Genomic DNA, 13,373 nt, shown 5'->3' with positions numbered 1-13,373 from the left:
GCAGCTTTTTTGTTCAAGCAAATGCGGCTTCGGCTGATTCAGTGACCCTGCAACTCAAGTGGCGGCATCAGTTTCAGTTTGCCGGTTTTTATGCGGCTATTGATCAAGGTTATTATCAGCAAGAAGGCCTGCAGGTCACTCTTCGCGAACGTCATCCCGGTATTAATGTATTAAATGAAGTCAGCAGTGGCCGTGCAGATTATGGCGTCGGTGGTATTGGGTTATTAGCCGAGTATGCTGGTGGCAGTCCTGTCAGAGCATTGGCTGCTATATTTCAACACGACGCATTAGTACTGGTCAGCAAAGCCCAATCAGGAATCATCAGCCCCTACGAAATGATTGGCAAACGTCTCATGTTTGATGATTCAGCGGGCAATGATGCAGTATTCCTTGCCATGTTTGCTGATGCTGGCATCTCGCCGGAAGACTACCAATTTATTGCTCAAGATCAACAACTCGACAGTTTGATTAATGATCGAGTTGATGTCATGTCAATTTATCGAACCGATCAACTCTTTACTCTGGCGGAGCAGGGTGTTTCAGTTAATATTATTAATCCGCAAAGCTATGGTTTTGATTTTTACGGCGACATTTTATTTACCAGCGACCGAGAGCTGCGTAACCATCCTGGCCGAGCTGATCGTTTTCGACGGGCAACCTTAAAGGGTTGGCGATACGCACTTGATAATCCCGATAAATTGATTGACTTGATCATCAATCAATACGGCAGTCAGGCCAGTCGCCAACAACTACAACATGAAGCCCGTGAAATTAAGAAACTGATTTTGCCCGAGTTGATTCCTCTAGGACAGTTGGATCCGGCACGTTTACGCCGTAGTGCTCAAATTTACGAACGTTTAAATATTGCCCCTGCGTTATCTGAGTCCCAATTAGAAGGATTTATTTATCAGTCAAACGCCGCGCTAAGACTGACGCCAGAGGAACAATCCTGGCTGGATGATAATCCGGTTATCAAACTCGGTATTGATCGTGACTTTGCCCCCTATGAATGGATGAGTGACAAAGGCCATTATCAAGGTCTTGCGGCAGAATATATCCAGTTATTGCAAGCCAAGCTAGGCGTGGAGTTTGAGATCATTGCAGATAAACCCTGGCATGAAATAATCGCGATGGCACAACGTGGCGAGCTGGATATGCTGTCATGTTTGAATATGAGCCCAGAACGGTCTGAATATTTATTATTCAGTCAACCCTACATTACAAACCCCGTCGTTATCGTCAATGCTAACCGCTTTGGTTATATCGGCAGTCTGGAAAACCTAAAGGGTAAAACGGTAGCAGTGGAAAAAAACTACCATGTTCAGGAAAATCTGGCGCAGAACTACCCTGATATAACGCTGCTTCTGACCGACACTACCATTGAAGCATTAAAGAAAGTTGCCACAGGAGATGCGGATGCCTATGTCGGTGATGCCGCTTATGCCAATTATGCAATCAAACAAGCCAATCTGATTAACCTGCAATTCTCCGGGCAAACCCGTCAATACAATGCCTATCGCATGGGCGTGAATCCTTCACACCCTGAGCTGCAATCCATTATCAATAAGGCTCTGAACACGCTCAGTGAAGAAGAACGACAACGTATAGAACAAAACTGGATGGGGCTGACGATTAACCACGACATCTCCAGAACAACGATTATCAATATTACATTGTCCATCATTGCCATTATTCTGGTTTTTGCCATATGGATCTACCGCCTCAAGCAGTCTGGCGAGATATTAGCCCGTAACGAGTCTAAATTACGCAATATCGTAAATGCCTCTCCAATACCTCATGTAATATCTGACGGAAAACACAAAATTCATTATATGAATCAGGCTTTTGTCGAAAGCTTCGGTTTTGATGAAACTAAAGTACCGAACTTGGATGTATGGTTTGAACTTGCCTATCCTGATCCGCTTTATCGCCTGAAAATCAAAAAAATGTGGAATGACTTTGTGGCCGAAGCTTTACAGCAACCGCTTCCTTATCGAGGTGAGGCAGTTGAAGTAAAAATACTGACGCAACAAAAGCAAGCCAGACAAGTTTTGATTTCCAGCACAGTCATTAAAGATGGCAATGCCAATGTGTTTATCACTATTTTTTATGACATTAGCGAACGCAAGCTTGCTGAAGAAAAATTGAAACTCTCTGGCCGGGTATTTCATCAAGCACATGAAGGCATTCTGATCACCAATCCGGATGGTCGAATTGTCGATGTAAACCCGGCATTTTGTAACATCACCGGTTACACCCGTGAGGAAGTAGTTAATCAACAACCGTCTCTATTTAAGTCCGGCAAACACAGTGAAACCTTTTACCGGGAATTGTGGCTGAGCCTGATTGAGAAAGGTTATTGGCAGGGAGAAATCTGGAACCGTCGTAAAAATGGCGAATTAATTGCCGAGTTATTAACCATATCGACCTTAACTGATGACCATGGGGAAACCTTGCATTATCTGGGTTTATTTTCAGATATCACCGAAATCAAAGAGCAGCAGCATGCCTTGGAAATGATGGCGCATTTTGACATGCTGACTCAATTGCCGAATCGCACATTATTTGCGGACAGGTTTCAGCAGGCTATCGCACACAGTATTCGTCAACACAGTCTTTTAGGCGTGGTGTTTCTGGATCTGGATGGCTTCAAGCCAATCAATGACAACTACGGTCATGAAATAGGCGATCAAGTGTTGATTGAGGTAGCTCAGCGCATCAAAGCGTGTATTCGACTGGATGACACAGCTTCAAGATTAGGTGGAGATGAGTTTGCTATTTTGCTGAATGACATCAGCTCGGTAGAACATTGTGAGCGCTTAGTCAGCAGACTATTACGCACCATTCAACTGCCTTATCGAGTTGATGGCGATACAATCCAATTAGGTGCCAGCATGGGCGTCACGCTTTATCCATTAGATCAGGCTGATGCCGACACATTGTTACGTCATGCTGATCAGGCAATGTATCAGGCTAAACAAAATGGTCGAAATCGTTATTCGATATTTGATGCGATACATGACAAGCAAATTTTACTGCAACGCACTCAATTAAATAATCTGCACCTGGCATTTGCCAATAATGAGTTTTGCCTGTACTTCCAGCCTAAAATCAATATGCGCAATGGGCGTATTTATGGTGCTGAAGCCCTGCTTCGCTGGGATCATCCGGAGCACGGCATTCTCGAACCACCAACTTTTCTCAGTTCATTAGCCGGCACCGATCTGGAAATTCGTATCGGTAACTGGGTTATCGACCAAACGTTGAAACAATTACTGAGCTTTCATCAACAAGGTCGGATGATCGAAATCAGTGTCAATATTTCTGCACATCATCTGCAATCGTCTGGCTTTTTTGACACGCTCGAAAGACTGCTATCGAAATATCCGGATTTACCAGCAGAGTATTTACAACTGGAAGTACTGGAAAGCAGTGTGTTAACCGACATCCACCGCATATCTTCGATTATCGGCACCTGCCGAGATGGCCTTGGGGTTCGAATCGCCTTGGATGACTTTGGTACGGGCTATTCTTCGTTAAGCCATTTGCGGCATTTGCCGGTCGATGTGATTAAAATCGATCAGAGTTTTGTCCGCGACATTATGGATGATCCAAATGACTTTACTATTGTTGAGGGTGTAATTGGTTTAAGTCATGCCTTTCAACATCAGGTAATTGCCGAAGGTGTTGAGAGTGTAGAGCATGGTTTAATGTTGATGACCATTGGCTGTGATATGGCTCAAGGCTTCATCATTGCCCAGCCCATGCCTGCAGAGAAGTTAACTCAATGGATGCACAACTACCAACCTGAACCCCGCTGGTTGAATCATGCTCGCAATTCATTATCACCTCAACAGCGATTGCTGACATTGATGCAAATGCAGGGAGAACAATGGCTGCAACTGGTCATTGATAACCTTCGCAGTAGTCCCGCTCAAATCAGCAACTGGCCGTTAATGAACCCTAAACGCAGCCACTTTACTCATTGGTTGGAACAAGGCAAACAGGAAGAATTGTTTAATCAATTGTGGCTGGATCGCCTCAAACTAGCCTATTACGAGTTGTTTCATGCTGCAGCCAGTTTGCGTAACCAATTTGAAGAGAACGAAATCGTGTTAGCCCGAAAAGGTATTGATGATTTACAAAACTTGTACGCAGAAATACAACAGCTTCTGGCTTCACCAGCATAATAAATGATAAACCGGCAGACATTCAGCCAATGTGCATTTTCAAGCAGTATGTTTTTTGAAGATTACAAACCGGATATCAAATGACATCCGGTTTGTTAATTTAAGCCTTACTTCTCTTTGAGCAGATCACGAATTTCGGTTAACAGAATTTCTTCTTTAGTCGGTGCTGGTGGCGCCTCTGGAGCCGCTTCTTCCTTAGCTTTCAATCTATTCATCACTTTGATTGCCATGAAAATAGCAAAGGCAATTATCACAAAGTCGACAATAGTTTGAATAAACTGTCCATAAGCAATAACAACTGCTGGCGTTTCGCCTACCGCCTCTTTAAGCACAATCGCAAGATCCTTGAAATCCACACCACCTAGCAACAAACCCAGCGGCGGCATAATCACATCCGACACAAATGAAGAAACAATTTTGCCAAAAGCCGCGCCAATAATGATCCCGACTGCCATATCCACTACATTACCGCGCATCGCAAATTTCTTAAATTCTTGTACCATGCTCATCATCTCTCTCCTTTTTTAACTAAATAAACTTCCCAACAAAATTGATTGTTACGGCTTTTATATCAGCAGTTTAGAATATATGACATAAAAAAATTTTCTTTGGAAGAATTAGCGGACAATAACTGTCTCTTGTTCTTTCCACGACGTTTTATTCGTTACATCGACAAATCTATTAAGGCTATTTATGGCAATTGGTTTTTTTCAAAAACGCATTGAAGACATTCTCAATAACGTTGCGAGCTCTGACGATTCTGCAGCATTGTCAGCTGAACAGATGGCACAACTGTCATCAGACCTGGCGTTATATTTTTCTACCGTATTGCTCACTCTCTCGGGCATGTTACTGGTCGGATTATTTTTATTGTGGATGGTTAAACGACGAGCCAATCCAGCATCTACAAATAACAAAGAGCTACAACGCCAACAGTTATTGCAGGAGCTGGAAAGTCAATTTCTGGCTATCAATACCAAACCAGCAGTCTGGATGACTAACCGATCTACTTTTGATGCCAAAGTGGTTTATGAATTTTCTCTGGCCCTTACTCCAGACATACGCTGGCATGCACCACAAAATATTCAAACCTCCTGGCATATGGGAGATCGCATGATTGTGATAACCGATCAGGATGATTTACTGACGGCCAGCGTAATGGATGAGATTTTATTCTGGTTCCGCCATCTGGATCGAGCCGTATCAAGTGACTTAATTAAAGTCGAAGATCTTTATAGTCTATGGCGTCAAATCCTGCCATTTGCCCTCGATAACCGTTTTAGCTTTTTGGCTGCTTATTTTACTGAGGATGATCTGGAGGATGTTGAAGCTATTCGTCAGGTGCTTATCGGTGTTATTCGCTACTGTCAGCAACAAAAACTTGCTCAGCCATTAAGCTATATCAATGGCCGCCTGGATCCTTTATTTTTCGATGAACTTCCTAAAGGCATGAAACCAGGCCTGGAAGCAGCCAGACAGAATAATGTTCATCGCAAAGATCCTGTGGTGATGGATGAAGCGCCGATCATCGTGCAAGAAACCAAGACCGATCGCAAAGAACCAGTAGTTATTGCCCCTGAAAAGGCCGCTGAAAAACCCAAAACCACAGCACGCAAAGAACCAACTTTCAGCATTGATAATGTTGATATTGATGAGAAAAAACCGGAGTAAACAGCTATACCGGCACTAATCGACAAAGTAAAACTTGTCATTACTTGATTGAAATGACTGGCAGAAAAAGCATAGGAGGCAGGGTAATGAATAACTATTCAATCGTCTTGTTGCTCTGCCTCAGCTTGCCATATATCAGTCAGGCTCAGCAAACAGACAAGCTTTATCTCATTGGCGATGGTCGCCAGTCATTGGAAAGAATCGATCAAAGTAGCTGGGCAACACATCCCGCTATTTTGCAGGCTTCCGACCAAGCTAAAAACTATTGGCTCGAACAAAATAGTGTTTACGAAGACGATTTCCGAATCATGGCTAGCACCGAAGGTAATTTCACTCGGCCAGAAAGTAAACAAACCGCTGTGTTGTATTTACTTAGTTTATGGCCACGCTGTTGCAGCAATATGGGACTCGCCATCATCGAAAATGAGCAGCTGATTCGTAATATTGTATTTGCTGGCGGCACCCATCATTTGTATTCCGTTGCTGATATCAATAAGGATGGGCTGGACGAATTAGCCCTGATTAGCGGTTTTGGAATAGGAGGCAGCAATGAGACAACTTTGAGCCTGATATCTCTAGATAATAGCTCAACGACTTTACTCGGCAGGTTTCCGTTGGTTGAGGAAAACTGTGCAACACTCAGCGAGCACAGTGAACATAATTCATTTCGTATTTTGTTTGATGAGAACTCTCCTGATGAATTTAAGTTAGAGCATTACCATAGTGGATGTGACGAGCCTACAGTGAGTGAAATCCCAACATCGGTAAGTAACGTTCTGATAGAGGCGGTTGATCTCAAAGATGATTACATTGATCTGCCGATACATTAAGCCTTAATCGATGGCCTTGGTGTTTTTACACACATTGGCTAACACAGAAACCGCCAGATCAAGCTGAAAAGTGGGTTGGCGATGTTCTCGTAAAAAATACCGCTGAACCCGATATGCTTCCTGTTCTTTTTCAATACGTTGTTCACAACTCATTTCGTCTGGTACCAATTCACCATTTAAATCCTGCAGATAATGCACCATTTCGTGAACAATAAAGCCTCTGGCACTTTGATCCAGCTCCAGCTGCATTCGCTCGTCGTGATAGATAGTCTGAGTTTTCGTATCGTAGTAGGCCACAGCCGTACAGAATTGATCATCACATAAGGTTTTGACCAGTTGTTGGTGACTAACCGCCTCAACCCTTGGCGGATCCACTGGTTGTTGATATCCGGTTAAAGTCACCGCCCAAACCATTAAACCTTGGATGATATCCTGCATGTCTAAGACTCCAGTGGTGACGCAATACTTGCGATTGAAAAAGATAGATTAGAGTGACTCTAAGAGATCCTGCATTGCCTGTTGGTGGCTTAATTGCTGTTGTCTCAAATTACTATAATTAGCGCACAACTCTCCGTAAACATAACGCCCCGTCGTCGTTTTCAATTGGTCCGCAAAATCCTGCAGAAGCTGATCTTCATCAGCTTCAATACCCATTTCCTGTAATTGCCGGGTCGTCTGTACTGTGCGATTGGCAATGACACGAGGCTGCTCATGCACATGTGATTTAATCGATGACAACAGCTTCTGGTAATAACCTATATCTCGCGTTTCATCTGCATCTGGTTTGCCCAGATAAAGCGTTAATAACCATTGTTCAGGAGGTGTTGGATCTGCAACAGACAACATTTCTGCTGGTTTTGCTGTGGGCATTCCACCCTGTAAATTCTGTGGGACCGGCTTAACAATGGCATAAGAAGGCTGTTGTTCTTCAAACTCAAGAGACTGTTGCGGTGTATCATCTTCACAGCCAGTTAAAACCACGATAGTTATGCAGCCAGACATGAGAAACAACCATCGTCTAATGTTTGCCAAATAAGCTGATATGGTCATTTGTATGCTCCGTTTGCCAATCACAGTTTTAAAAGTGTTCAATCACAACTCACACAGATTTGTTTTTAATGAATCACTGATTATTCAAAATCTCCGTAACGCTCTTTAACCGCCACCTCACTGATAAACGTTGCTGAAACCAATTCCCATCGTTGCTCAGCGTCAAACACTCGGCTACACCCCAAGGCTTGCGAAGTAGAAGGTTTTAAAGGGAACATCGAACGCCCCCCCTGCCGCACATCATAAAAATAGCGATCTAAATGCAAATCCAGGATTTGCTCTGCATGATTGTTTTTAACAAATATTCTAGCGCCACCTTTCTTTTCACAATCCTCATCTGACTCCTCATAAAACTCAACATATTGACTTCCATCATCATCCCCAGCTATCGCTAAACTATTGATGGTAAAAAATATCCCGACAAGAGAACTGAGTAATACGGCATAGACCGGCTTAGTGGACATGAATTAACTCCAGAATGATAAGTTAGGTGAACCAAAAGCAGACTAGGTAGTAATTTTCAAAGTTTCTACCGAGCTATAATTGAGGCGATCTTCCCTATTTATTTCAGGAAGTCATTATTGAGATAAGCTCTACCCTGACAATCGATCAGGAAATTTTTAGGGGTAAATGTTCAGATGAAATATTACAGACATAAAAAACTGCCGGAGCAGGTTTTTGAATTTGTGGTGGCTACACCTAGATTCGAACTAGGGACCCCATCATTATGAGTGATGTGCTCTAACCAACTGAGCTATGTAGCCACGAAGCCGAGCATTTTACTTGTCTGGGCCGTAAATATCAACAATTTAGCGATAGCGTTACAACCAGTCACTGAACTGGATACCAAAACCAACACTATTAGTGCGATGGTCGTAGTCAATTAAACTCTCACCATAACCATTAAACCATTGCACATAACCCCGGAAGTTTTTATACAAAGGAAAACTCCAGCCAAGCTGAGTCGCACCTTTATTATCGCCACGCAGGTTATTGCGGATCATCAGGTCAAAACTATGATCGCCATATTTGTAAACAGAAGTGAAATCGAAGTTGCCCAGATATTTTTCAATATCGGGATTGTCATCTGAACTGCTACGTTCAGGAACCCGATACCAAGGACGCGCTGAGAAATAGAAATCTCCTTTTTCGACAACAAACTCGGCAAACACGCGATTCCAGCTACGTGAAAGTTCACCACTCTGACCGTTAGATTGATGATTGATACCCACATTAATCAATGAGTTTTTGAAACCGAACAGTTCTGTGTCGTTAGCAAAAGACAGCCAAGCCTCCGGTTCATGATTGGAATCACGAAATGCGGCTGAGCTGTCACTGTTAAACATTTGCCAGAAAGAACGGTTGGTGTAGGCAATAAATGCGTCTGCACGACCGTCAAACAAACCACGAACCACTGGCAGTTTTAAACTGATCTGAAATTTGCTTTCCCAGGGTTGAAAATCATAATCACGATCAGGATCGGCTGCATCAAAAGGTGCTTCGTTCGCCGAACCAAGATTATTGCTGAAAATAAAGTAATTCGGACGATGTGGTAAAAATGCAAATGGATTGTTTGATTGCGTTTTTTCCAACAGCAGTCGACGAGACAAAGCCGACCCATCTGCTGTTTGAATAGTTGTACTGTCATCTACAACGGAAATACTTGGCTGCTGATCTTCAGGAATATCAGAGAGCAATACTGGTGCAACTTCACTTGGCTTTTGCGCCGCAATTTCTGCAGTACAAAGTTCACGAATATTGCCCACTGTCACACTCTCATCAGAGGTGGCCATTTTAGACAGCATGCATGAATCCATTGTCTGATCCGCATACGCCACACTCATCATACAAGGTGCCAACAACGCACCGACAAACCATTTATTCATGATTATTCCTTAAGATTCAGAGCGCCTCGACAAACATATATGACGAAGACAGTATGTTGGATTAAACGTTAAATCGGAAATGCATTACATCACCGTCTTTGATGACATATTCTTTACCTTCCAAACGCCATTTACCGGCATCTTTTGCGCCTTGCTCACCGTTATACTGAACAAAATCTTCATAACCAATAACTTCAGCGCGGATAAAGCCTTTCTGAAAATCGGTATGAATAACACCAGCTCCTTCAGGTGCTGTCGCGCCGACTTCTACCGTCCAGGCACGAACTTCCTTAACTCCGGCGGTAAAATAGGTATGCAGACCTAATAACTGATAACCGCTACGGATCACCCGATTCAGACCCGGTTCTTCCTGACCAAGTTCCTCAAGAAACTCGGCTTTATCTTCATCAGCCAGATCAGCTATTTCCGATTCGATGGCTGCACAAATAGCCACGACAATCGCATTTTCTTTTTCTGCTAAATTGGTTACGGCATCTAAAGCTGGATTATTTTCAAAACCATCTTCGGCCACATTGGCAATATACATCGTGGGCTTGATGGTCAGTAAATGCAAACCGGTCAATAATCCCAATTGATCATCATCCAGATTCATTGCCCGAACCGGTAAACCTTGATCTAAATGTTCACGAATCTGTATTAATAAATCCAGACGTGCCTTGGCAGTTTTATCGCCGCCTTTGGCATCTTTTGTGGTTTTGGTAATAGCTTTTTCGACGGATTCGAGATCCGATAACGCCAATTCAGTATTGATAACTTCAATATCATCTACTGGTGATACTTTGCCCGCCACATGAACGACATTTTCATCTTCAAAACAGCGAACAACATGGGCAATAGCATCGGTTTCACGAATATTGGCTAAAAACTTATTACCTAAGCCTTCACCTTTAGAAGCACCTGCTACCAGTCCAGCAATATCGACAAATTCCATGGTGGTCGGTAAAACGCGTTGCGGTTTCACAATGGCCGCCAGTTTATCCATACGAGGGTCAGGCACTGGCACAATGCCAACATTGGGCTCGATTGTGCAAAACGGGTAGTTTTGCGCTTCGATTCCCGCTTGTGTCAGCGCATTAAATAAAGTGGATTTGCCTACATTAGGTAAACCGACGATACCGCATTTAAATCCCATGAAAAATCCTTAGGGTTCATTTATTTAGAACGACTTAACTACTTTTAACTCGCGTCGAACCGAGACGTCAAAGTTATCTGCCGAGCGTGAAATTAAACATGTTTTACTGTGAGTGCAGCCAGTTCATGGCTTTGTCGAGGTTATCACTGAGTATTTCTGGTAAAACCCGTAGGCTATTATCAATACTAGTCAGGATATTCTCTCGATCCGTTGCTGAGGGTTTACTCAACACGTAATCTGCCACTTGCTTGCTGTTACCGGGATGATCAATGCCGATCCGGCAACGTAAAAATTCTTTACTGCCTAGTTGGCTGATGATGTCACGCAAACCATTGTGACCACCATGGCCACCACCACGTTTTAAACGAACCGTACCTGCAGGTAAATCCAATTCGTCATGAATGACAAGAATATTTTCTGGAGGGACTTTGTAAAAATTGGCCAGTGCCGCAACAGATTGTCCGCTGCGATTCATAAAGGTGAGTGGTTTAACTAACCAGATTTTATGTTCTGGGGTTGTGTATTGAATCAGTTGGCCATGAAAGCGTGACTCGGTTTTAAAACCTAGCCTCAAATCATTAGCCAACTGATCCAACCACCAAAACCCGACATTATGACGGGTTTGTTCATACTGAGAACCGGGATTGCCCAGACCGGCGATAATCCAGTTTGTCATAACGGTTCCCGACGACTGAATTACTCTTCAGTCGCGTCCTCATCAGCTTCGGTATCATCTTCAAGATCCACTTTAGCTACACGTGGCTCATGAATGCTGACAACCGCTTGATCGTAAGAAGAACGTTCACCTTCTTCCAAATGCTCGTCCTGAGTGTGAGTCAAGGCTGTTAAGGTAACGCCTTTAGGCAATTTCAGTTCAGACAAATGGATTGCTTCATCCATAGCCAGTTTTGCCACATCAACTTCAATAAATTCAGGCAGATCTTTAGGCAAGCAAGAGATTTCAACCTCGGTCATCAGATGCGAAACCAAACCACCGGCTTTAACACCAACCGCTTTTTCTTCATTAAGAAAATGCAATGGAATTGTCATTGTCATTGCATGGTTGGCATCAACACGCAGGAAATCAGCATGAATGATTTTATTGTCGTTGGCTGGGTGACGTTGCAGATCTTTCAATACAACCTGATTTTTCTTGCCATCAATAACCAATGTCAGAATATGCGCATAAAACGCTTCTTCTGCCAGGTGACGGATGAACTGGTTGTGATTGACAGAGACTGAAACAGGTTCTTTTTCAGCGCCATATACTACTGCTGGTACTTTGCCCGAACGACGTAGGCGGCGGCTCGCACCTTTCCCCTCGTCTGTACGTGCTTCAGCATGTACTTCAAATAAATTTTCCATCTTTTTCTCCAAGACTAAAAAACGGACTAAGGTCCGTTAAATATGCCGTTTTACGGCTTTTCGCCTCCCCCGCGACCAGGTTCAGCACATACAACCAAAAATATAAAACCTTTGGTTAATCCATATACAAAGAGCTAACTGACTCTTCGTTACTAATTCGGTACATCGCTTCTGCAAGCATTTCGGCAATGCTTAGCACGCGGATTTTGTCACATGCCGCCGCATCGGGCTGCAATGGAATGGTGTCAGTAACAACTAATTCGTTTAATAAAGACTTATTAATATTGGCAACGGCTGCACCCGACAATACCGGATGGGTACAGTAAGCAACTACATTCGTCGCACCATGTTCTTTTAAGGCGGCTGCCGCAGCACATAATGTGCCGGCAGTGTCGACCATATCATCAACCATCACACAGGTACGGCCATCTACATCGCCGATGATATTCATGACTTTTGCCACATTGGCGCGCGGACGACGTTTATCAATAATCGCCAGCTCAACATCAAGATGTTTGGCCAGTGCACGTGCACGCACTACACCACCAACATCTGGTGAGACGACGACTAAATCTTCATATTTGTGCTTCCAGATATCACCCAGTAATACCGGCGAGGCGTAAACATTATCAACAGGACAATCAAAAAAGCCCTGAATTTGATCCGCGTGTAAATCGACCGTTAAAACACGATCGGCACCGACACCAGTCAGCATATTAGCGACAACTTTGGCAGTAATAGCGACACGGGCTGAACGGGGACGACGATCTTGGCGGGAATAACCGAAATAAGGAACAACTAGCGTAATTCGTTTGGCAGAGGCCCGACGGATAGCGTCGGTCATGACCATGAGTTCCATCAAGTTATCATTGGTGGGCATGCAGGTCGGCTGGACGATAAACACGTCTTTACCGCGAACATTATCAAGAATTTCCACCATGATCTCGCCATCACTGAATTTCTCAACAGTGGCTTTACCCAAGCTGATATTCAGGAAATTGGCGATACTTTCTGACAGTTTACGATTAGCATTACCGGTGAAGACCATCATATTGTCGTCTGCGGTACGCTGATGTAACTGGAGGAGTCGGTTTTGAGTCACTATGAGAGATGCCGAGTTCGTTCAATAAACAAAAAGAGTGGCTGGGGTACCAGGATTCGAACCTGGGAATGACGGGATCAAAACCCGTTGCCTTACCGCTTGGCGATACCCCAACTGTTATTACAC

General features: G+C 43.6%; 12 protein-coding genes and 2 tRNA genes. 3 read left to right on the top strand and 11 right to left on the bottom strand.

The annotated features are described in order from the left end of the window. Nucleotides 1–41: 41 nt before the first annotated feature. On the top strand, nucleotides 42–4,190 hold the full coding sequence (locus E8Q33_RS11160; RefSeq protein WP_247870061.1) for an EAL domain-containing protein: 4,149 nt from the start codon (nucleotides 42–44) through the stop codon (nucleotides 4,188–4,190). Nucleotides 4,191–4,297: 107 nt separating this feature from the next. Here the strand turns inward: E8Q33_RS11160 and mscL are convergent, their stop codons facing one another. Further along, on the bottom strand, nucleotides 4,298–4,699 hold the full coding sequence (gene mscL, locus E8Q33_RS11155) for a large-conductance mechanosensitive channel protein MscL (RefSeq protein WP_069296430.1): 402 nt from the start codon (nucleotides 4,697–4,699) through the stop codon (nucleotides 4,298–4,300). A 184-nt stretch (nucleotides 4,700–4,883) separates the two neighbouring features. Between mscL and E8Q33_RS11150 the strand changes: the two genes are divergently transcribed. Together E8Q33_RS11150 and E8Q33_RS11145 are read left to right on the top strand one after the other, a co-directional pair. Further along, entirely contained in the window at nucleotides 4,884–5,861 is a 978-nt protein-coding gene (locus E8Q33_RS11150) for a hypothetical protein (protein ID WP_136554804.1), read from the top strand. Nucleotides 5,862–5,947: 86 nt separating this feature from the next. Further along, entirely contained in the window at nucleotides 5,948–6,691 is a 744-nt protein-coding gene (locus E8Q33_RS11145; protein ID WP_136554802.1) for a hypothetical protein, read from the top strand. 3 nt (nucleotides 6,692–6,694) lie between these two features. On the opposite strand, the gene E8Q33_RS11140 is transcribed toward E8Q33_RS11145, so the two are convergent. The 10 genes from E8Q33_RS11140 to E8Q33_RS11095 form a co-directional block, all read right to left on the bottom strand. After that, a complete protein-coding gene (locus tag E8Q33_RS11140) occupies nucleotides 6,695–7,129 on the bottom strand; it encodes a hypothetical protein (protein ID WP_136554800.1) in 435 nt (144 codons plus the stop codon). A gap of 48 nt (nucleotides 7,130–7,177) precedes the next feature. Beyond that, nucleotides 7,178–7,741, bottom strand: coding sequence for a hypothetical protein (locus tag E8Q33_RS11135; RefSeq protein WP_136554798.1), 564 nt, complete (start codon nucleotides 7,739–7,741; stop codon nucleotides 7,178–7,180). 80 nt (nucleotides 7,742–7,821) lie between these two features. Further along, on the bottom strand, nucleotides 7,822–8,205 hold the full coding sequence (locus E8Q33_RS11130) for a hypothetical protein (protein ID WP_069296425.1): 384 nt from the start codon (nucleotides 8,203–8,205) through the stop codon (nucleotides 7,822–7,824). A 223-nt stretch (nucleotides 8,206–8,428) separates the two neighbouring features. Next, a tRNA-Met gene (locus tag E8Q33_RS11125) sits at nucleotides 8,429–8,505 on the bottom strand. Nucleotides 8,506–8,562: 57 nt separating this feature from the next. Next, the gene (locus E8Q33_RS11120) at nucleotides 8,563–9,627 is read right to left on the bottom strand and encodes a phospholipase A (protein WP_069296424.1); all 1,065 of its coding nucleotides are present in this window, start codon (nucleotides 9,625–9,627) and stop codon (nucleotides 8,563–8,565) included. A 61-nt stretch (nucleotides 9,628–9,688) separates the two neighbouring features. Then, a complete protein-coding gene (gene ychF / locus E8Q33_RS11115; RefSeq protein WP_069296423.1) occupies nucleotides 9,689–10,780 on the bottom strand; it encodes a redox-regulated ATPase YchF in 1,092 nt (363 codons plus the stop codon). Between the two features lie 103 nt (nucleotides 10,781–10,883). Then, on the bottom strand, nucleotides 10,884–11,456 hold the full coding sequence (gene pth / locus E8Q33_RS11110; protein ID WP_136554796.1) for an aminoacyl-tRNA hydrolase: 573 nt from the start codon (nucleotides 11,454–11,456) through the stop codon (nucleotides 10,884–10,886). 20 nt (nucleotides 11,457–11,476) lie between these two features. Continuing rightward, nucleotides 11,477–12,145: a 50S ribosomal protein L25/general stress protein Ctc gene (locus E8Q33_RS11105; RefSeq protein ID WP_069296421.1), complete on the bottom strand. Its 669-nt coding sequence runs from the start codon at nucleotides 12,143–12,145 to the stop codon at nucleotides 11,477–11,479. A 115-nt stretch (nucleotides 12,146–12,260) separates the two neighbouring features. Continuing rightward, a complete protein-coding gene (locus E8Q33_RS11100; RefSeq protein ID WP_176718921.1) occupies nucleotides 12,261–13,196 on the bottom strand; it encodes a ribose-phosphate diphosphokinase in 936 nt (311 codons plus the stop codon). 89 nt (nucleotides 13,197–13,285) lie between these two features. Beyond that, nucleotides 13,286–13,360: transfer RNA gene (locus E8Q33_RS11095), tRNA-Gln, on the bottom strand. Nucleotides 13,361–13,373 lie beyond the last annotated feature (13 nt).

The sequence above is a fragment of the Methylophaga sp. SB9B genome, from assembly GCF_004832235.1.
Lineage (GTDB): Bacteria > Pseudomonadota > Gammaproteobacteria > Nitrosococcales > Methylophagaceae > Methylophaga > Methylophaga muralis.
The sequence above is the reverse complement of the archived record's forward strand: the minus strand, read 5'-3'. Positions and strand labels throughout refer to the sequence as shown.

What these genes read in the sequence shown, in the direction of transcription:
- mscL (WP_069296430.1), bottom strand. Translation starts at nt 4,699, where the DNA reads ATGAGCATGGTACAAGAATTTAAGAAATTTGCGATGCGCGGTAATGTA.
- E8Q33_RS11150 (WP_136554804.1), top strand. Translation starts at nt 4,884, where the DNA reads ATGGCAATTGGTTTTTTTCAAAAACGCATTGAAGACATTCTCAATAAC.
- E8Q33_RS11145 (WP_136554802.1), top strand. Translation starts at nt 5,948, where the DNA reads ATGAATAACTATTCAATCGTCTTGTTGCTCTGCCTCAGCTTGCCATAT.
- E8Q33_RS11140 (WP_136554800.1), bottom strand. Translation starts at nt 7,129, where the DNA reads ATGCAGGATATCATCCAAGGTTTAATGGTTTGGGCGGTGACTTTAACC.
- E8Q33_RS11135 (WP_136554798.1), bottom strand. Translation starts at nt 7,741, where the DNA reads ATGACCATATCAGCTTATTTGGCAAACATTAGACGATGGTTGTTTCTC.
- E8Q33_RS11130 (WP_069296425.1), bottom strand. Translation starts at nt 8,205, where the DNA reads ATGTCCACTAAGCCGGTCTATGCCGTATTACTCAGTTCTCTTGTCGGG.
- E8Q33_RS11120 (WP_069296424.1), bottom strand. Translation starts at nt 9,627, where the DNA reads ATGAATAAATGGTTTGTCGGTGCGTTGTTGGCACCTTGTATGATGAGT.
- ychF (WP_069296423.1), bottom strand. Translation starts at nt 10,780, where the DNA reads ATGGGATTTAAATGCGGTATCGTCGGTTTACCTAATGTAGGCAAATCC.
- pth (WP_136554796.1), bottom strand. Translation starts at nt 11,456, where the DNA reads ATGACAAACTGGATTATCGCCGGTCTGGGCAATCCCGGTTCTCAGTAT.
- E8Q33_RS11105 (WP_069296421.1), bottom strand. Translation starts at nt 12,145, where the DNA reads ATGGAAAATTTATTTGAAGTACATGCTGAAGCACGTACAGACGAGGGG.
- E8Q33_RS11100 (WP_176718921.1), bottom strand. Translation starts at nt 13,196, where the DNA reads ATGATGGTCTTCACCGGTAATGCTAATCGTAAACTGTCAGAAAGTATC.